Here is an 18,614-nt window from a genome sequence, read left to right on the forward strand (position 1 = left end):
TCTCCTTACAGTTCCCGGATATCGGTCAGATGACCGGAAATCGCAGCGGCAGCGACCATCGCCGGGCTCATCAGATGGGTACGCGCGCCTGCGCCCTGACGGCCTTCGAAATTACGGTTGGTGCTGGATGCACAGCGGTCACCCGGCGAGAGCACATCATCGTTCATCGCCAGACACATCGAGCAGCCCGACTGACGCCATTCAAAACCGGCACGGGTAAATATCTCGGCCAGACCTTCCTGCTCGGCCTGTGCGCGAACCAGACTGGAACCCGGCACGATCATCGCACGCACGGTCGGTGCGACGGTTTTTCCGCGAACCACTTCGGCAGCAGCGCGTAAATCCTCAATGCGCGCGTTAGTACAGGATCCAATAAACGCATGACTGATGCTGATGCTGTTCAGCGCCTGACCGGCGCGCAGCCCCATGTATTGCAGTGCGCGCTGTAAATCCTTGCGGCGCGAGGCATCGCTTTCTGCCAGCGGATCCGGCACCTGACCGCTGATTGCCAGCGCCTGATCCGGACTGGTTCCCCAGCTCACCATCGGCGCGATTTCTGTGGCGCTCAGTTCAACTTCCCGGTCAAAAACGGCGTCTGCATCGCTGTGTAATTCACGCCAGACATTCACGGCATCTGCCCATTGCTGACCTTCAGGCGCACGTGGCTTATCTTTCAGATAATCAAACACTTTGTCGTCCGGTGCCATAAAAGCACCACGCGCACCAGCTTCGACAGCCATATTACAAATCGTCATACGGCCTTCCACGCTAAGCGCATCGATACCTTCACCGCAGAATTCGATGGCATAACCGGTGGCTCCTGCGGCACCGATTTTTGCCACCAGCGTCATCACCACATCTTTGGCGGTCATGCCTCTGGCAAGCGTGCCGTTAACGGTGACCCGCATCGTTTTCAGGCATTTATAAACCAGCGTCTGGGTTGCCAGAAGATGTTCGATTTCCGAGGTGCCGATACCAAACCCGAACGCGCCCAAAGCGCCGTAAGTAGTGGTGTGGCTGTCTCCGGCGGCAATCACCATACCCGGTAAAATAAAGCCCTGTTCCGGGGCGACTACGTGTTCGATACCCTGACGGCTATCGAGAATATCGAACAGCTCAATGCCAAATTCTTCGCAATTTTCTGCCAGATAGGAAACCTGACGTGCGCCACCGGCGTCCGGCATCTGACGGGTACGCAATGGCGCCGTCGGATTGACATGATCGACCACCGCCAGCGAGGTTTCCGGCCGCCATACCCGGCGGCCTGCATCGCGTAATCCGCTGAAAGCCTGCGGGCTGGTGTATTCGTTAATCACCTGCCGGTCGATATAGAGCAACACGTGGCCTTTATCGTCGAGCGTGCGCACGGTGTGGCTGTCGATATGTTTTTCGTATAGCGTTCTTGGCTTCATTGCATTGCCCTGATAAACGAAGTGGATAACATCAGCCTCGCAAACTCAGGCGGTTCGGGCAACGGGCTGAGTGTGGAGCGTTAAAACACGATCCGTGAAGCGGCAATCTCCACTTGCGGCCTTGTTGCTGGTTCCTCAGCGACTAATATGGGTAAAAAAGGAGAAAACCCATGTTTGAATATTTTACCCAAGGCCGGATGGCTGTTAACGGCACAGAGATTGCCTATCGCATTGCCGGGCAGGGCGAGCCACTGTTATTGCTGCACGGACACCCGCAGACTCAGGCGATCTGGCATAAAGTCGCGCCTTATCTCACTTCGCAATTTACTGTGGTGCTGGCTGATTTACGCGGCTATGGCGACAGCGGTAAACCGGAACCGGACGCGGAACATCTGAACTACAGCAAGCGTGAAATGGCACAGGATCAGTCTGAGCTGATGGCGGCGCTCGGTTTCAGCCAGTTCAGCGTGGTTGCTCACGACCGCGGTGCCCGTGTGGCGCACCGGCTGGCGCTGGATCACCCGCAGGCGGTGAAAAAAATGGTGCTGATGGATATCGCCCCGACGCTTTCCATGTATCGCCAGACCTCTGAAACCTTTGCCCGCGCTTACTGGCACTGGTTTTTCCTGATCCGTCCGGCACCGCTGCCGGAAGCGTTAATTAAGGCCGATGCTGATCTCTATCTGCGCAGTGTGATGGGCAGTCGCAGCGCCGGTATGCAGCCCTTCACCGAAGAAGCTTACGCAGATTATTTGCGTTGTCTGCAACTGGATGGGACGGCACGCGGGATTTGCGAGGACTACCGCGCATCGGCGGGGATTGATCTGCAACACGACGAAGCGGACGTGAATGCAGGCCGCAAAGTGAAGTGCCCGCTTCTGGTTCTCTGGGGAGAGCAGGGTACGGTTGGTAAATGTTTTGCGCCGCTGGCAGAGTGGGAAAAGGTAGCGGAAGACGTGCAGGGTGAAGCGTTGCCTTGCGGGCATTACATCGCCGAAGAACAACCGGAACTCCTGCTTGAAAAAGTCCTGCCGTTTTTACGGTAATCCCCGTTTTAAGGTATAAAAAAACCCGCATTGTGCGGGTTTTTTGTGAGGTCGCTGTTATCAGCTTTACGTGATCAGGCCGGCTGTTCCGGGAAGGTCAGGGTATTTCCCGGCGCTTCGCGGTTGATGTGCAGGAAGTTCAGATGACGTTCGTACTGATCCAGAATGTCATTGATCACCTGATGTTTGGTGAAGTCCATCAGGTCATTACCTTGCGTGCCTTCGAGCAGGAAGGTTTCCAGCCGGTAATAATGCGATTTTCCGGCGCGCGCGCGATAGGTGAAAGCAGGGACGGCATAGCGCACCGGCCAGATCTGATACACGAAATTCTGCTCTTCACCCAGCGCCACCTGCAATTCCAGCGGCCCGATTTTCTCATCTTCCTGCGGTTCATGTTCGCTGAACGTGACTTTCGCCCCACGCAACTCGAGTTCCTGTGCCACTTCCTGCATCGCCGGACGGCAAACGGTATCCATCATTTTCTGGGTATGGCGCGTGCCCGGATAATTCATCACCCGCGACAGACGTTGCTTCCAGTTCAGCGCCGCATCACTGGTAGCCGGCAACGGAGCCAGCGACTGTTGTGTGCTGGCGCGGCGATAATCTTCCAGACGCAGTGATTTATACAATCCGGCCATGATGAAGAAAATCACGAAGCTGAACGGCAGGCCCATGATAACCGTGGTGTTTTGCAGCGCGGAAACCCCGTCGGTCATCAGCATACCCAGCGTCAGCACGCCGATGGTGACCGACCAGAAAATCCGCAGCCAGTTCGGCGCATCGTTATTAATGTCTGCGAGTTTGGAGGTGAAGTTCCCCAGCACCAGTGAGCCGGAATCCGCCGAGGTGACATAAAACAGCAGACCAGTGATGGTGGCGACAGAAGCACTCAGCGTGAAGCCGGGATACTGCGCCAGCAGGCTGTAAACGCCGCGCTCAGGGTGCGCAATCACTTCGTTGGCGAAATCCAGATTGCCGTGCAGGATCTGATACAGCGCACTGTTACCGAAAATCGACAGCCACAGCAGGGTGAAGACGAACGGAATGATAAGCGTACCCAGCACGAACTGACGGATAGTACGCCCGCGAGAAATTCGTGCGAGGAACAGGCCGACAAACGGCGACCACGCCACCCACCAGGCCCAGAAGAACAGGGTCCAGCTGTTCATCCATTCGGTCGGACGATCAAAGGCAAAAGTGTTGAGCGTCATGCCCATAAAGCGGTTGATGTAATCACCAATGTTGAGTACCAACGCATTGAGCAGGAATTCGGTGTTACCAAAGAACAGCAGGAACAGAATCAGCCCCAGCGCCAGCAGCACGTTGAGTTCTGACAGAATACGGATGCCTTTATTCACGCCGGACGTTACCGACACCGTGGCCATCACCACCGAAAGCAGGATCAGGGCGGCCTGAACGGTCAGGTTTTCAGGAATATGGAACAGCACTTTCAGCCCGTAATTGAGCTGCACCACGCCAATACCGAGCGTGGTCGCGATACCAAATATGGTGCCGACGACGGCGGCAATATCCACGCTGTGACCGATCGGGCCGTTAATACGTTTACCGAAAATCGGATAAAGCGCTGAACGGATAGTCAGCGGCAGGTTATAGCGGTAGCTGAAATACCCCAGCGCGATGCCCATCAGCGCATACATCGCCCAACCGGTCAGCCCGTAGTGGAATAGTGTCCAGGTCATCGCCTGCCTTGCTGCTTCCAGCGTCTGGCCCTTACCTTCCGGCGGCAACATGTATTGTGTCACCGGTTCCGCGACCGAGAAGAACATCAGATCGATACCAATCCCGGCGGCAAACAACATGGCCGCCCAGCTCATCATGCTGAATTCGGGTTTGGATTGTTCAGGGCCTAGTTTGATCGAACCGAAGCGCGAGCAGGCTATGAACACTACAAACACGATGTACAGCGTCGCCGCCAGCATGTAATACCAGCCGAAGGTGGCCGACACCCAGTTGAGGGTCAGACTGATCCATTTTCCCGATAAATCGGTGAAGAAAATGGTCATTAATGTGAAGGCTAAAATCAAACCTGCGGAGGTGAAGAACACGACCTTATTCAGCTGGTCGCGAGGTTTTTCGCTTTGTTTCTCTGTCGTATCGGCAATCGCCATCGTTTCCCCTGTCTTTCAATTTAATCACTATTTTTCAATAAATTGGCTTCTTACCAACTCCAAAATTCATACAAATTACTAACGTATTGGTAATAAAATATATGCATTTTTAATTGAACGTTCAATCAAAAAAAAGTTAAATAGGTGGCGTAAGAGCGTTAACAAGGTTGTACGAAAGCGTAAAAAAACGGTTTTTTAAGCGCGTTCAACCCGCTCATTTTCAGGAGCCGGAACCATGCCCAAAGTAGGAATGCAGCCGATCAGACGGCAGCAATTAATTGAGGCAACCCTGGCGGCGGTCAACGAAGTCGGGATGCACGATGCGTCGATTTCGCAGATCGCCCGCCGTGCAGGCGTCTCCAACGGCATCATCAGTCACTATTTTCGTGACAAGAATGGCCTGCTGGAAGCGACCATGCGTTATTTGCTCAGTCATCTGGGGGAAGGGGTGCAGTTGCGGTTAGCGCAACTGACGGATACCGCACCGACGGCGCGACTGCATGCGATTGCAGAAGCCAATTTTGACGACAGTCAGACCAACAGCGCGGCGATGAAAACCTGGCTGGCTTTCTGGGCGAGCAGTATGCATCACCCGCAGTTGTACCGTCTGCAACAGGTCAACAGCCGCCGGCTCTATTCAAATTTATGTTCTGAATTTCGACGTTTTCTGCCCAAAAGTGAGGCACGTCTGGCGGCGCAAAGCACCGCCGCACTGATTGACGGCCTGTGGCTGCGCGGCGCACTCAGCGGTAAAGAATTTAACCGCGCCGAGGCGATGCAAATCACCCGCCGCCACATTGAATCGCAGCTCAGGTGAGCACAGCAGAAAACCTTCAGACCGCACAGACCGAGGAGAGATTTATGTCCCGCTACGGCACGCAAAAACTTTATATCAACGGACGTTTTCAGGACAGTACCGGTGATGAAACCTTCGATGCTGTCAATCCGGCTAACGGCGAAGTGATTGCCACGGTGCAATCCGCTACACACGCTGATGTCAGTCTGGCGGTGAAGTCCGCGCAGAAAGGCCAGAAAGTCTGGGCGGCGATGACCGCCATGAGCCGCTCGCGTATTCTGCGCCGCGCCGTGGATATTCTGCGTGAGCGCAACGATGAACTGGCGGCCATTGAAACCGCAGACACCGGCAAACCGCTGTCGGAAACGCTGGCAGTCGATATCGTGACCGGCGCTGACGTGCTGGAATATTACGCCGGGCTGATCCCAGCTATCGAAGGTCAGCAAATTCCGCTTCGCGATTCTTCCTTCGTGTATACCCGCCGTGAGCCGCTGGGCGTGGTAGCCGGTATCGGCGCGTGGAACTACCCGATTCAGATTGCTCTGTGGAAATCCGCACCTGCGCTGGCGGCCGGTAACGCGATGGTGTTCAAACCGAGTGAAAACACTTCGCTGACTGCGCTGAAACTGGCGGAAATCTACACCGAAGCGGGCGTACCGGATGGCGTGTTCAGCGTGGTGACAGGTGCGGCCAGCGTCGGGCAGGCGTTAACCGATCATCCGGATATCGCTAAAGTGTCTTTCACCGGCGGCATCAAAACCGGCAAGAAAGTCATGGCCAGCGCGTCGGCATCCACACTGAAAGAAGTGACGATGGAGCTGGGTGGCAAATCCCCGCTGATCGTCTTTGAAGATGCAGATCTCGATAAAGCCGCCGATATCGCGATGATGGCGAACTTCTACAGTTCCGGCCAGGTTTGTACTAACGGCACCCGCGTGTTTATTCCGAAAGCCCTGCATAAAGCGTTTGAAGCCAAAGTGCTGGAACGCGTAAAACGTATCCGCCTGGGCGATCCGACAGACGTAAACGTCAATTTCGGTCCGCTGGTCAGCTTTGCACACATGGAGTCCGTGCTGCGTTATATCGAAAGCGGCAAACGTGAAGGCGCGACGTTGCTGACCGGCGGCGAACGCGTCACCAGCGGCGACTACGCGAAAGGCGCTTATGTCGCCCCGACGGTCTTTACCGATTGCCGCGATGACATGCTGATTGCGCGCGAAGAAATCTTCGGGCCGGTAATGAGCATTCTGACTTATGAAAGTGAAGAAGAAGTGATCCGCCGCGCCAACGATACCGAATACGGTCTGGCGGCCGGACTGGTGACGCAGGATCTCAACCGCGCGCACCGCGTAATTCACAAACTCGAAGCCGGGATTTGCTGGGTCAATACCTGGGGCGAATCGGCGGCAGAAATGCCGGTTGGCGGCTATAAGCATTCCGGCGTTGGCCGCGAAAACGGCGTCACCACGCTTGAGCATTACACCCAAATCAAATCCGTGCAGGTCGAACTGGGCGAGTTCAGCTCAGTCTTTTAATCCGCCGCAACTGAGGAGATTTTAATGGATTACGATTACATCATTATCGGTGCCGGTTCTGCCGGCAACGTTCTCGCTACCCGTCTGACCGAAGACAGCAACGTCAGCGTGCTGCTGCTCGAAGCGGGTGGCCGGGATTATCGTCTGGATTTCCGCACACAAATGCCTGCGGCCTTGGCGTTCCCGTTACAGGGACGTCGTTATAACTGGGCATATGAAACCGACCCGGAACCGCACATGAATAACCGCCGTATGGAATGCGGACGCGGTAAAGGTCTGGGCGGGTCGTCGCTGATTAACGGCATGTGTTACATCCGCGGTAACGCGATGGATTTCGATAACTGGGCGAAAGCGCCGGGTCTGGAAGACTGGAGTTATCTGGACTGCCTGCCGTATTTCCGCAAAGCCGAAACCCGTGATATCGGGCCGAATGATTTTCACGGTGGCGACGGGCCTGTCAGCGTGGCGACGCCGAAAAAAGGCAACAATCCGCTGTTCCACGCCATGATTGAGGCCGGTGTGCAGGCAGGGTATCCGCGCACCGACGATCTGAACGGTTATCAGCAGGAAGGTTTTGGTCCGATGGACAGAACCGTGACGCCAAAAGGTCGTCGTGCAAGCACTGCGCGCGGATATCTGGATCAGGCCAAACCACGTCCCAATCTGACCATCGTGACGCACGCGCTGACCGACCGTATTCTGTTTGAAGGCAAGCGCGCCACGGGCGTCAGCTATTTCCACGGTGACGACTACAATGCCAAAACCGCGAATGCGAAACGTGAAGTGCTGTTATGCAGCGGCGCGATTGCTTCGCCGCAAATTCTTCAACGTTCCGGCGTTGGCGCGGCAGAACTGCTGAACCGTCTGGAGATCCCCCTGGTGCACGATTTACCGGGCGTTGGCGAGAATTTGCAGGACCATCTGGAAATGTACCTGCAATACAGCTGCACACAGCCGGTCTCTTTATACCCGGCCTTGCAGATGCACAACCAGCCTGCAATTGGCGCGGAGTGGCTGTTTAAAGGCACCGGCGTAGGCGCGAGTAATCAATTCGAAGCGGGCGGTTTTATCCGCAGTCGTGAAGAGTTCGCCTGGCCGAATATTCAGTATCACTTCCTGCCGGTGGCGATTAATTACAACGGCAGCAATGCGGTGAAAGAGCACGGTTTTCAGGCACACGTGGGTTCAATGCGTTCGCCAAGCCGTGGCCGCGTGCAGGTGAAATCGAAAGATCCGCGCCAGCATCCGAGCATTTTGTTTAATTACATGGCAACGGAGCAGGACTGGCAGGAGTTCCGCGATGCTATCCGCATCACGCGTGAAATCATGAATCAGCCTGCGCTGGATGCTTATCGTGGCCGGGAAATCAGTCCGGGTGCAAACGTGCAAACCGACGAGGAGCTGGATGCCTTTATCCGCGAGCACGCCGAAACCGCATTCCATCCTTCCTGTACCTGCAAAATGGGTACTGATGAGTTGGCGGTAGTGGATGGCGAAGGGTGCGTTCACGGTATAGAAAACCTGCGCGTGGTGGATGCTTCAATCATGCCGCAGATCATTACCGGCAACCTGAACGCGACAACGATTATGATTGCCGAAAAGATTGCTGATAAAATCCGTGGCCGCCAGCCCTTACCGCGCAGCACTGCTGAGTATTACACCGCAGGCGATGCACCGGTACGTACGCCACCGTTGAAAAAATCTGCCTGATTAACTGGCTGTAAAACTTGTGTTAAAAAGAGATATTCTCAGGAATATCTCTTTTTTTTTGGTTTCATAAAAGGCAGGGCACTTATTCATGGCTGATTCATCAACGCTTCACTGGCAGGATTATCATCACAGCGAACTGAACGCGGCGCAGCTTTACGCCATTCTGGCACTGCGCAGCGAAGTGTTCGTGGTCGAGCAAACCTGCGTTTATCAGGATATCGACGGGCAAGATCTGGCCGGTGAAAACCGCCATATCGTCGCCTGGCTCAACGGCCATGTTGCCGCTTACGCCCGTATCCTGCGCCTCGAAAATGAGGTCGCTATCGGACGGGTAATCGTCGCCCCTTCCGCCCGCGGCCTGAAACTGGGTTATCAGCTGATGGAACAGGCACTGGCTTCCTGCCAGAAACACTGGCCGGGCGCACGCGTCGCGATATCCGCGCAGGCACATTTGCAGGGCTTCTACGGACGGCTGGGGTTTGTCGCGTATACCGAGATTTATGATGAAGACGGGATACCGCATGTGGGGATGGAATTGGGGTAAAGGGTTAGCTTTTAACTTTAACTTCAAGGTCAACGTCAACACCGTGGGTTGCCACCCACACTGGCCTTAAGAGGCGCCTATCGCCGCGCCTCTTAAGAATCTCCGGCTCTTTTACTGCGCGCTGCCGCAGGAACGATGGACATGTTCCGGTGCATTGGTGAGTGGCGCAAAATGTCATCGCTGCGCGAATCCCGAATTTCAGGTTTCGAGCCATAGATCCCGAACCGTTCATTCGGTGCCATTTTTGAGCACGCCAATCAACTATTCTAAAAGCTAAAACCCTTTGGTTTTTGAATTTAAGATCGTGCGGGCGGTTCAGAAATCTTGCTGAGTGAGAGGTTGCAGACCATAGGCTGCAATCCCGAAACGAAGGAATCGCGAAGCGGCAAGATTTCCAGCCTGTCGCGGTGATACCTGAAACATAGCCAGCGAGCGGAGCGCGTGTTGAGAAAAACGAAGGGAGTTCAGAGGGGAAAAGCCTTTCCCCTCTGGTCGGTTTCGGCGCGGCGAGTCAGGTGGTCGCTGCACTTGAAAAACCAAAATTGTCTCGGACTATTCAACAAAGACCTCAGTGCAACGCTTTACTCCCAGTACGCCGGGCTCCCGAACTTCTCAACCAGAAAATCAATCACCGCCCGGACTTTTATCGACGGGCGCCGGCTGTTCGGATACAGCGCCGATATGGTCTGCGGCTCTGGCGACGTCGAGACCTGATAACCTTCCAGTACGCTGACCAGCCGTCCGTCGCGCAGTGCATCGCCTATCAGCCAGGTGGGGAATACAACCAGCCCCATGGCGTCGATAGCGGCTTGCGTCAGGGTTTCGGCGTTATTGCTGGTTAATGCGCCACGTAAATTCCACGAGCGCCATTCCTCACCAGTCTGGCGAAAATACCAGCGCTGAGAACCGGCGAATCCTTTAAATACCAGACAACTGTGGTTGAGCAAATCATCAGGCGTTGCGGGCGTACCAAAACGCGCCAGATATTCCGGGCTGGCGGCGAGACGGAAGTTCTGCTGGCCCAGCGTGCGGGCTTGTAAGGTGGAATCCGTCATCACGCCAATGCGGATCAGCAAATCCACGCTGTCCTGTAACGGGTCGATGAAATCATCCGTTTGCATCAGCTCAATATTCAGGCGTGGATACCGCGCGTTCAGTTCATGAAGCCAGGGGGCAAGATGACGCTGACCAAAAACCACCGGGGCGTTGATGCGGATCAATCCGCCGGGCTCGCTGTCCTGTTCCTGCAAATCCAGTGCGGCGAGATCTAGCTGAGTCAACACCTGACGGGCATGTTCTGCCAGAAGTTTGCCTGATTCTGTCGGACTGACAGCGCGGGTATTGCGATACAATAGTTGCGTCTGCAATGCCTGTTCCAGCTGAGAAATTACCCGCGATACGGTTGATGGCGACATCGCTTCCCGGCGCGCGACTTCAGAGAAGTTTCCCTGACCCAGTACGGCGACATACAGGCGCAATGCCTGAATAGTGATTTGATTAAAACCTTTCATCTGTGCGATTCCTGCAAAGGTATTTTCCTGATTATGCTGTTTTTCGCATAGTTGTGTCACGCTATAGTCGCCGCCTCTTAAAAAACTAAAAGCAGGGTAATGATGAATCTGATGTTAATTCCGCTGGTCATTCTGGCGGGCATGGGGCTTTCACTGGAAGCCGGGCTGATTGGTCCGCTGGGAACGGAAGTCGGGCATTTGTGGGCAACGCTGAGCATTTTCGGCGTCGGCGCAGTGTTGACCGGTTTGCTGGTGCTGTTTTTCAGCCCACGTAATGCGGCTTCTTTGACAGAGCAACCCGGCTGGAAACTGCTTGGCGGCGTGCTCGGTCCTGTGTATGTCGTGGTTCTGACGCTGTCGACACCGGTGATTGGCATCGGCATGACCATGATTGCGATTTTGTCAGGGCAGGTGGCAAAGAGTGTGCTAATCGACCACTACGGCTGGTTTGGTACACCACACAAGAAAGTGGGGCGCGATCGTCTGCTGGCGCTGTTATTTATCATTGCTGCACTTATTCTGATTGCCTGGGGCTGAACCATGACTGAACTGATTATGATTATTCTGGCGATTGTCGCGGGAGCAGCGCTGAGTATGCAGGCGGCAGTCAACGGGCAGTTGGGAGAAAAGGTCGGTGTGCTGAAAAGTGCCTTTCTGACTTTTAGCGTCGGCGCTGCAATTACTGCCGTGCTGTTGCTATTCCTGCAAACGCCGCAACCGGAAACCTTACTGACGGTGCCGAAATGGCAGCTCGCAGGTGCGTTATTTGGCGTGCCTTATATCATTATTATGGTAACCGCCGTGCCGCGTGTCGGTACCGCAGCGGCAACCGTCGCAGTGATCCTGGGACAGCTGAGCATGGGAATGTTGATTGATAATTTTGGCTGGCTCGATAATGCGCAAATCGCGCTGTCATGGCACCGGCTGGCGGCCATTCCGTGCCTGATTATTGCACTGGCGCTGATATATCGCAGTAATCGCAAAGCAGAGTAGTCTCTGAAAGAAAATGACCCGGTTCTGTAATAGTAGCTATTGCAGACGCGGGTCAAATATCATCGGCTCGCGTTCGACGGAACTCAGTAAATCGGCAAAAGCCGGATGCAGCGGATTCAGCAAAGCGTTGTATTCCGATGGAACGATGACCGACGGCACCTTAAGCCCGACATAATCACCTTCCGCGAGCCAGGCATCACCCTGACTTTGTGTACTGTCCGGCGGTGATGCACTTCTCCAGTCAGATGCCAGTTCTGACACTTCCAGCGTATCCAGCAGTTCCTCGGGCACTTCAATACTCAGCAATGTATACGAGCGCATCAGCATACTGTTTTGCAGATGTACCAGGATTTCCAGGATCGCCAGAGAAATACTGGTGGTGACATACACTACCGGCTTGCCGGGTGGATTCCAACGTCCGCCATAGAGTTGCGCGCCCGCGCCCGACCAGGCTGTCGCCAGATGGCGTGTTTGCACGATACGAAATAGCTTCAACTGAAAACACCGTGCTCAAGACGTCCAATCAGACGACTGACTTCCACTGCACCCGCTTCGGATGACAGCAGTTCCAGCGGACGTGAACCATCCAGCGCAGGAGCAGGGCGTGTGAACCATTCAAGCGCAGAGCCACGATCCCCTTCAAACAAATCGGTGGCGGCATCAACAATGCGTACCAGCCGCGCCACACGCTCGCTTTCTTCACTTTTAAGCAATCCGTTCCCGGCTTTACGACGTGCGTAGTTGCGTTCGTTAATCCCCATGATTTCCAGTAACACCATTTTCGGCCAGCCCAGCTCAGTATTAAGACGGCTGATACTATCAACCGGAAATCCCTTTTGTATGGCATTAATCAAACTAATTCCGCTGCTTGCGGGAAGTCCCGCAGATTGCCAAAGCGGTGTTGCAGGTTCTTGCATAAGGCTGGAAGACAGCCCGGAAATTTTAGAATTCATACAGTGTGCCTCCGCACCGTTATTTGTCATTACTATAGCATGACAAATAACGAATGTTCGTTTTGTGAACGATGTTTTTATTGCCACTGACTTGTGGATGAAGTCTTCATGAAACATATATGTGATAAATGTCACGTTAGGGATGTATCAGAATGAAACAGAAATTGACAAACCTTGACCAAATCTATTTATTAGCTAAGAAAAGTCGACTCTTGTAGGAAGTGACTGGAAATTGCAGGTTTTATGCACTATGTGCGGCAATCGGTTGCGGATCACAGTTTTAGGGTTTGTTTTATGCAACGTCTGAAAGTGGCAAGGCGTTGTCCCACCCCCGCTTCTGGTATAAATATGAAAAATAAAATTATTGCAGCAGGCGCTTTGATGGCTTTGTCCTACAGCGCGACCGTGCTCGCTGATGATAGCAAGGGCGAATTTGTTTCTGACTGGTGGCACCAGAGTGTAAACGTTGTAGGAAGCGCCGACACCCGTTTCGGACCGACGCTGCGTAACGACGTTTACCTTGAATATGAAGCGTTTGCGCACAAAGACTGGTTTGATTTCTACGGCTATATCGATATTCCTAAAACCTTCGGCGCCGGTAACGGTAACGACACCGGTATCTGGGATAAAAACGGTTCTCCGATGTTTATGGAAATCGAACCGCGTTTCTCTATCGATAAGCTGACCGGCACTGATCTGAGCTTTGGTCCGTTCAAAGAATGGTATTTCGCTAACAACTATATCTACGATATGGGCCCGGACAGCGATAACCGTCAGAACACCTGGTACATGGGTCTGGGCACCGATATCGACACCGGCCTGCCGATGAGCCTGTCTATGAACGTGTATGCGAAATACCAATGGGAAAACTACAGCGCAGCCAATGAAAACAGCTGGGACGGTTACCGTTTCAAAGTGAAATACTTTGTTCCGCTGACACAGTTGTGGGGCGGCAGCCTGAGCTACATCGGCTTCACCAACTTCGACTGGGGCTCCTCATTGGGTGATGACGATTTCCGTGACCTGAACGGCAACAAAGCGCGTTCTAACAACTCCATCGCATCCAGCCATATCCTGGCGCTGAACTATACGCACTGGCATTACTCGTTCGTGGCGCGTTACTTCCACAACGGCGGCCAGTGGGCTGATGGCGCTGAGCTGAACTTTGGCAACGGTAACTTCGACGTGAAGTCCACCGGCTGGGGTTACTACGGCGTGATCGGTTACAGCTTCTGATATCTGAAGCTGTCCCAAAAACCCGGCCTGTGCCGGGTTTTTTGTTTTTATTTCTCCGTGTTGATCGAGTCTGTCAGGGACTTTTTTATCTATTGCGCGAAAAATGTACACAACGGGAGGCGATCCCATCGCGGCGTTGTGGCATAATGCGCGCCAAATCACATTTCCCAATTAAGAGCGAGCGTTGTGCTAAGTACTTACAACATCACCATGCAATTCGGCAGCAAGCCGTTATTTGAAAACATTAACGTGAAATTTGGCGGCGGTAATCGTTATGGCCTGATTGGCGCGAACGGTTGTGGCAAGTCCACTTTCATGAAGATCCTCGGTGGCGATTTAGTGCCTTCTGGCGGTAACGTCGTTCTTGATCCGAACGAACGTCTGGGTAAATTACGCCAGGATCAGTTCGCCTTCGAACAGTTCAGCGTGCTGGACACCGTGATCATGGGCCACACCGAATTGTGGGAAGTGAAGGAAGAGCGCGACCGCATTTACGCAATGGCGGAAATGAGCGAAGAAGATGGCTACAAAGTGGCTGATCTGGAAGTCGCTTACGGTGAAATGGACGGCTACAGCGCTGAATCTCGTGCCGGTGAGCTGCTGCTGGGCGTTGGTATTCCAGTTGAGCAACATTATGGCCCGATGAGTGAAATCGCACCGGGCTTTAAACTGCGTGTGCTTCTGGCGCAGGCGCTGTTTTCCGATCCGGAAATCCTGCTGCTCGACGAACCGACGAACAACCTGGACATCGATACCATTCGCTGGCTGGAGCAAGTGCTGAACGAACGTAACAGCACCATGATCATCATCTCGCATGACCGTCACTTCCTGAACATGGTGTGTACGCACATGGCGGATCTGGACTACGGCGAACTTCGCGTATATCCGGGCAACTACGATGAATACATGACGGCGGCTACGCAGGCTCGTGAACTTCTCAGCGCCAACAACGCCAAGAAGAAAGCGCAGATTGCTGAACTGCAATCTTTCGTCAGCCGCTTCAGTGCCAACGCCTCCAAATCTAAACAGGCGACGTCCCGTGCCCGTCAGATTGACAAAATTCAGCTCGATGAAATCAAAGCATCCAGCCGTCAGAACCCTTACATGCGTTTTGAGCAGGACAAGAAATTGTTCCGTAACGCACTGGAAGTGGAAAAAATCACCAAAGGTTTCGATAACGGTCCGCTGTTTAAAAACCTCGGCCTGATGCTGGAAGTGGGCGAGAAAGTCGCGATTCTGGGCGCCAACGGTATCGGTAAATCGACTCTGTTGAAAACGCTGGTCGGCGAGCACGAGCCGGAAAGCGGTTCAGTGAAATGGTCCGAAAACTCCAAAATCGGCTACTACGCGCAGGATCACGAATATGAATTCGACGATACCCTGAACGTATTCGACTGGATGAGCCAGTGGAAATCCGAGAAAGACGACGAGCAGGCTGTGCGTGGCGTGCTAGGCCGTCTGCTGTTCGGCCAGGATGACATTAAGAAGAAAGTGAAAGTGCTTTCCGGTGGTGAAAAAGGTCGTATGTTATTCGGGAAACTGATGATGCAGCGTCCAAACATCCTGATTATGGATGAACCAACCAACCACCTGGATATGGAATCCATCGAATCGCTGAACATGGCGCTGGAAATGTACGAAGGTACGCTGATCTTCGTTTCCCACGACCGTGAATTCGTCAGCTCTCTGGCAACCCGTATTCTGGAAATGACCCCGACCCGTGTTATCGACTTCTCGGGTAACTACGAAGATTACTTACGTAGTCAGGGTATCAATAGCTAATTATAGATCCCGCTAAAAAGGCCGCAACGGTTAACGTTGCGGCCTTTTTTTATGCCTCATAAATAAGTCTTAAAATTAGCATATATATTCTATTTTATATTGATGATGTGAATGGCTTAAATAACACATCCCGATAATAAAACAATAGAGCTTGTATTTCAAAAAAAGCAGGAACAAACTCATGCTCAAAATATGTCATTAACATCTTAATTTTAATTATCCATTCATGTAATTCATAAGGGACTAATATGGCAAACTTAACCTATCTCACCTTAAACGGACAAACCCAGGGACTGATCTCTGGCGGATGTTCTTCTATGGATTCAATTGGTAATAAAGCGCAAATAGGACACATCGACCAGATTATGGTCTATAGCATGAAACACACCTTATCCCGCGCACAGAACGTGAATCATCACGTCGTAACCATCCTCAAGCAGATAGATAAATCCACGCCCTTGTTGGGAAAAGCCATTTCAGATAATGAAATAATGACCTGTGATTTAGAACTGCAACGTATTAACAAAACCGGTATGGGCGAGTGTTATTTCAAGGTGAAGTTAACCGGTGCCCGTGTGACGAATATCGACTTTATTGTGCCGCACAGCATTCTCGAGAGTGGAGCAGAAGCACAGGAAAGAGTGAGTTTCAGTTATGAAACGATCACATGGGAGCACTGTATTGCGGGCACAAGCGCTTACAGTTTATGGAATGAACGCGTTTATTGATCAGGGATGAAAAATGACAGAACTCAGAGGTGCGGATTACTGGCGGCGGATGCATGAAGGCCAGCGTATTTTGCGGGGGGAAGATACATTCAGTTCTTTCCCGAGCATGAACCCGGTGCAAAGGGATATGGCTTTCACGAATGGCACCTTCATAACCGAAAATCGTTACATCATGTTGCTTACGCTGGAGGAAGCGCAGCAAGTCACTGATGAATTGCTCGGTGAGGTGGATGGTATTTTTTCCTATAACCTGGCACCCGGTAACATTAAAGATATTCTGGAAGGCACCAGCAGTATTGGCAAAATGATGACTTTCGAGAATTCCGCGGGAGATATCGCATTTCGGTTTAAGTCGCTGGGTATCAGAGCAATTGAATACACCTTTAAGGGCAAGACGTACATTAAAATAACCGGCTATCCGGGGATGCGTCGTATTCTGGCGGGCACGCGTTACGCCGCAGATCATCCGCAAATGTTGGAAATGGGCATCGGGACCCGCGGGTTGGGGAGTGCGCTGATTAAAGGCACCCGATTTTGTATTTTTGCCTCGCTCGCCTGGCGAGTCATAGAACTGATTTTTAAATCTGACTACGACCTGGTCGATTTTCTTGGCGACATTACGATGGATGCAGCCAAGGCGGTGGTGGCGAGTGTGGTTATTGGGGTTATTGCTGGAGTATTGACTTTATGCAGCGTACCAATAGTTATTATTGCAGGCATTGTCATCATCGCAGGTGTATACCTAAATATCGATTTAAATAAATTAGATGATAAGCAGGGCCTGTCAGTAAGTTTAAAGGAAAAGCTGAGGTTTGCATTAACTGAGTATAAAAAAATCAATGAGTGGAACTTTATACACTCAGATCCACTGTTTAACTATGCATTATGAATGGTATATTGAAATGAACAAAAAATATATTCAACAATGGCTGATTTTCAAAGGTGGATCCATTATTTTAATGGCCGTTTCCTTATGTTATGTTTATGGGGTTAATGATTTGGTGGAGACGTTTAATACCAAGTCATTAATTGTTTTGGGGGATGCCATTGAATATAGTGGTAAGGTCATAATATGTATTGGTGGAATTCCTATGTTCATTTGGGTATTCTTCTTTGCATTGAAAATGTTGTTTAAGAAAGGTATCGAACCTTTTAAGAAATATACTACGATTGGCTATATTTGGATGGTCATTAGTGTAGTGTCTTTTGTTTTAGGCTTTATCGCATCTTTCGTCATTCCCTTTATCTTAATGGTATCGCCCTATACCTCATGCAATGTAGGAAAATACAGCAGTTACTACGTGATTAACCCGGATCTGTGCAAAACCATTGTTCCTGACCAATGGATGAAAAAATGACAGAACTCAGAGGTGCGGATTATTGGCGGCGCATGCATGAAGGCCAACGCATATTGCGCGGAGAAGATACTTTCAGTTCTTTCCCGAGCATGAACCCGGTGCAACGGGATATGGCTTTCGCAAATGGCACCTTCATTACCGAAAACCGTTACATCATGTTGCTTACGCTGGAGGAAGCACAGCAAGTCACCGACGAATTACTCGGTGAGGTAGATGGTATTTTTTCCTATAAACTGGCACCCGGTAACATCAAAGATATTCTTGAAGGCACCAGCAGTATCGGCAAAATGATGACTTTCGAGAATTCCGCGGGAGATATCGCATTTCGGTTTAAGTCGCTGGGTATCAGAGCAATTGAATACACCTTTAAGGGCAAGACGTACATTAAAATAACCGGCTATCCGGGCATGCGTCGTATTCTGGCTGGCACGCGTTACGCAGCCGACCATCCGCAAATGCTGGAAATGGGCATCGGGATCCGCGGGCTGGGAAGTGCGCTGATTAAAGGCACCCGATTTTGTATTTTTGCTTCACTGGCGTGGCGAGTCATCGAACTGATTTTTAAGTCCGACTACGACCTGGTCGATTTCCTTGGCGATATTGCGATGGATGCAGCAAAGGCGGTAGTGGCGAGTGTGGTTATCGGGGTTATTGCCGGGGGGATGTTAACATTAATCAGTGCGCCGATCGTACTTACTACAATTGTAATTATAGCAGTAGGTATCGGGTTGAATTACAGCCTGAATGTGTTGGATGATCATTTTGGCCTTTCTGTAACTCTAAAACAGCAGATTAGAAACGCAATTAAGGAATACAAAAAGATATATGAGTGGAACTTTAGGCACTCAGGCGTACTGTTCAATTATACCTTAGGGAATTGA

Annotated in this window: 18 protein-coding genes; 13 read left to right on the forward strand and 5 right to left on the reverse strand. The window is 52.0% G+C overall.

Going from position 1 to position 18,614, the window contains the following annotated elements; all coding sequences use genetic code 11:
* Positions 1 to 5: 5 nt before the first annotated feature.
* Positions 6 to 1,412 carry a 3-isopropylmalate dehydratase large subunit gene (gene leuC, locus J1784_RS18730; RefSeq protein WP_217150444.1) on the reverse strand — a complete coding sequence of 469 codons (1,407 nt, stop codon included), beginning with the start codon at positions 1,410 to 1,412 and terminating at the stop codon, positions 6 to 8.
* A 170-nt stretch (positions 1,413 to 1,582) separates the two neighbouring features.
* On the opposite strand from leuC, the gene J1784_RS18735 reads away from it, so the two are divergent.
* Positions 1,583 to 2,458 carry an alpha/beta fold hydrolase gene (locus J1784_RS18735; RefSeq protein ID WP_217150445.1) on the forward strand — a complete coding sequence of 292 codons (876 nt, stop codon included), beginning with the start codon at positions 1,583 to 1,585 and terminating at the stop codon, positions 2,456 to 2,458.
* A gap of 74 nt (positions 2,459 to 2,532) precedes the next feature.
* Here the strand turns inward: J1784_RS18735 and J1784_RS18740 are convergent, their stop codons facing one another.
* Positions 2,533 to 4,587: a choline transporter gene (locus tag J1784_RS18740; RefSeq protein WP_217150446.1), complete on the reverse strand. Its 2,055-nt coding sequence runs from the start codon at positions 4,585 to 4,587 to the stop codon at positions 2,533 to 2,535.
* A 235-nt stretch (positions 4,588 to 4,822) separates the two neighbouring features.
* Here J1784_RS18740 and betI point away from each other — a divergent pair, with 235 nt between their 5' ends.
* From betI to J1784_RS18760, 4 genes are all read left to right on the forward strand, one after another.
* Entirely contained in the window at positions 4,823 to 5,404 is a 582-nt protein-coding gene (betI, locus tag J1784_RS18745) for a transcriptional regulator BetI (RefSeq protein ID WP_217150447.1), read from the forward strand.
* 44 nt (positions 5,405 to 5,448) lie between these two features.
* Complete coding sequence (betB, locus tag J1784_RS18750; RefSeq protein WP_217150448.1) at positions 5,449 to 6,918, forward strand: betaine-aldehyde dehydrogenase; 1,470 nt, start codon at positions 5,449 to 5,451, stop codon at positions 6,916 to 6,918.
* Between the two features lie 24 nt (positions 6,919 to 6,942).
* Entirely contained in the window at positions 6,943 to 8,628 is a 1,686-nt protein-coding gene (betA, locus tag J1784_RS18755; RefSeq protein ID WP_217150449.1) for a choline dehydrogenase, read from the forward strand.
* An 88-nt stretch (positions 8,629 to 8,716) separates the two neighbouring features.
* On the forward strand, positions 8,717 to 9,172 hold the full coding sequence (locus J1784_RS18760; RefSeq protein ID WP_217150450.1) for a GNAT family N-acetyltransferase: 456 nt from the start codon (positions 8,717 to 8,719) through the stop codon (positions 9,170 to 9,172).
* Positions 9,173 to 9,753: 581 nt separating this feature from the next.
* On the opposite strand, the gene J1784_RS18765 is transcribed toward J1784_RS18760, so the two are convergent.
* Positions 9,754 to 10,683, reverse strand: coding sequence for a LysR family transcriptional regulator (locus tag J1784_RS18765; RefSeq protein WP_217150451.1), 930 nt, complete (start codon positions 10,681 to 10,683; stop codon positions 9,754 to 9,756).
* A 102-nt stretch (positions 10,684 to 10,785) separates the two neighbouring features.
* Between J1784_RS18765 and J1784_RS18770 the strand changes: the two genes are divergently transcribed.
* Positions 10,786 to 11,220, forward strand: coding sequence for a DMT family transporter (locus J1784_RS18770; RefSeq protein WP_217150452.1), 435 nt, complete (start codon positions 10,786 to 10,788; stop codon positions 11,218 to 11,220).
* A 3-nt stretch (positions 11,221 to 11,223) separates the two neighbouring features.
* Complete coding sequence (locus J1784_RS18775) at positions 11,224 to 11,676, forward strand: DMT family transporter (RefSeq protein WP_217150453.1); 453 nt, start codon at positions 11,224 to 11,226, stop codon at positions 11,674 to 11,676.
* A gap of 36 nt (positions 11,677 to 11,712) precedes the next feature.
* On the opposite strand, the gene J1784_RS18780 is transcribed toward J1784_RS18775, so the two are convergent.
* The gene (locus J1784_RS18780) at positions 11,713 to 12,171 is read right to left on the reverse strand and encodes an RES family NAD+ phosphorylase (RefSeq protein WP_217150454.1); all 459 of its coding nucleotides are present in this window, start codon (positions 12,169 to 12,171) and stop codon (positions 11,713 to 11,715) included.
* Positions 12,168 to 12,629: a type II RES/Xre toxin-antitoxin system antitoxin gene (gene parS / locus J1784_RS18785; RefSeq protein ID WP_217150455.1), complete on the reverse strand. Its 462-nt coding sequence runs from the start codon at positions 12,627 to 12,629 to the stop codon at positions 12,168 to 12,170. Before parS ends, J1784_RS18780 begins: the two co-directional genes overlap by 4 nt.
* A 348-nt stretch (positions 12,630 to 12,977) precedes the next feature.
* Here parS and J1784_RS18790 point away from each other — a divergent pair, with 348 nt between their 5' ends.
* The 6 genes from J1784_RS18790 to J1784_RS18815 all read left to right on the forward strand — a co-directional run bounded on the left by J1784_RS18790 (position 12,978) and on the right by J1784_RS18815 (position 18,614).
* Entirely contained in the window at positions 12,978 to 13,865 is an 888-nt protein-coding gene (locus J1784_RS18790) for a nucleoside-specific channel-forming protein Tsx (RefSeq protein ID WP_217150456.1), read from the forward strand.
* 186 nt (positions 13,866 to 14,051) lie between these two features.
* On the forward strand, positions 14,052 to 15,647 hold the full coding sequence (locus J1784_RS18795) for an ABC-F family ATPase (protein ID WP_095922705.1): 1,596 nt from the start codon (positions 14,052 to 14,054) through the stop codon (positions 15,645 to 15,647).
* Positions 15,648 to 15,895: 248 nt separating this feature from the next.
* Complete coding sequence (locus tag J1784_RS18800) at positions 15,896 to 16,375, forward strand: Hcp family type VI secretion system effector (protein WP_217150457.1); 480 nt, start codon at positions 15,896 to 15,898, stop codon at positions 16,373 to 16,375.
* 13 nt (positions 16,376 to 16,388) lie between these two features.
* On the forward strand, positions 16,389 to 17,264 hold the full coding sequence (locus J1784_RS18805) for a hypothetical protein (RefSeq protein ID WP_217150458.1): 876 nt from the start codon (positions 16,389 to 16,391) through the stop codon (positions 17,262 to 17,264).
* 13 nt (positions 17,265 to 17,277) lie between these two features.
* Positions 17,278 to 17,733 (forward strand): DUF1240 domain-containing protein, encoded by a 456-nt coding sequence (locus J1784_RS18810; protein WP_217150459.1) that lies wholly within the window; start codon positions 17,278 to 17,280, stop codon positions 17,731 to 17,733.
* The gene (locus J1784_RS18815) at positions 17,730 to 18,614 is read left to right on the forward strand and encodes a hypothetical protein (protein WP_217150460.1); all 885 of its coding nucleotides are present in this window, start codon (positions 17,730 to 17,732) and stop codon (positions 18,612 to 18,614) included. Before J1784_RS18810 ends, J1784_RS18815 begins: the two co-directional genes overlap by 4 nt.

The organism is Rahnella ecdela, assembly GCF_019049625.1.
Classification (GTDB): domain Bacteria; phylum Pseudomonadota; class Gammaproteobacteria; order Enterobacterales; family Enterobacteriaceae; genus Rahnella; species Rahnella ecdela.

Bases quoted from the DNA above. Each gene is read 5' to 3' on its own strand.
- leuC (WP_217150444.1), bottom strand. From the start codon at position 1,412: ATGAAGCCAAGAACGCTATACGAAAAACATATCGACAGCCACACCGTG.
- J1784_RS18735 (WP_217150445.1), top strand. From the start codon at position 1,583: ATGTTTGAATATTTTACCCAAGGCCGGATGGCTGTTAACGGCACAGAG.
- J1784_RS18740 (WP_217150446.1), bottom strand. From the start codon at position 4,587: ATGGCGATTGCCGATACGACAGAGAAACAAAGCGAAAAACCTCGCGAC.
- betI (WP_217150447.1), top strand. From the start codon at position 4,823: ATGCCCAAAGTAGGAATGCAGCCGATCAGACGGCAGCAATTAATTGAG.
- betB (WP_217150448.1), top strand. From the start codon at position 5,449: ATGTCCCGCTACGGCACGCAAAAACTTTATATCAACGGACGTTTTCAG.
- betA (WP_217150449.1), top strand. From the start codon at position 6,943: ATGGATTACGATTACATCATTATCGGTGCCGGTTCTGCCGGCAACGTT.
- J1784_RS18760 (WP_217150450.1), top strand. From the start codon at position 8,717: ATGGCTGATTCATCAACGCTTCACTGGCAGGATTATCATCACAGCGAA.
- J1784_RS18765 (WP_217150451.1), bottom strand. From the start codon at position 10,683: ATGAAAGGTTTTAATCAAATCACTATTCAGGCATTGCGCCTGTATGTC.
- J1784_RS18770 (WP_217150452.1), top strand. From the start codon at position 10,786: ATGAATCTGATGTTAATTCCGCTGGTCATTCTGGCGGGCATGGGGCTT.
- J1784_RS18775 (WP_217150453.1), top strand. From the start codon at position 11,224: ATGACTGAACTGATTATGATTATTCTGGCGATTGTCGCGGGAGCAGCG.
- parS (WP_217150455.1), bottom strand. From the start codon at position 12,629: ATGAATTCTAAAATTTCCGGGCTGTCTTCCAGCCTTATGCAAGAACCT.
- J1784_RS18790 (WP_217150456.1), top strand. From the start codon at position 12,978: ATGAAAAATAAAATTATTGCAGCAGGCGCTTTGATGGCTTTGTCCTAC.
- J1784_RS18800 (WP_217150457.1), top strand. From the start codon at position 15,896: ATGGCAAACTTAACCTATCTCACCTTAAACGGACAAACCCAGGGACTG.
- J1784_RS18805 (WP_217150458.1), top strand. From the start codon at position 16,389: ATGACAGAACTCAGAGGTGCGGATTACTGGCGGCGGATGCATGAAGGC.
- J1784_RS18810 (WP_217150459.1), top strand. From the start codon at position 17,278: ATGAACAAAAAATATATTCAACAATGGCTGATTTTCAAAGGTGGATCC.
- J1784_RS18815 (WP_217150460.1), top strand. From the start codon at position 17,730: ATGACAGAACTCAGAGGTGCGGATTATTGGCGGCGCATGCATGAAGGC.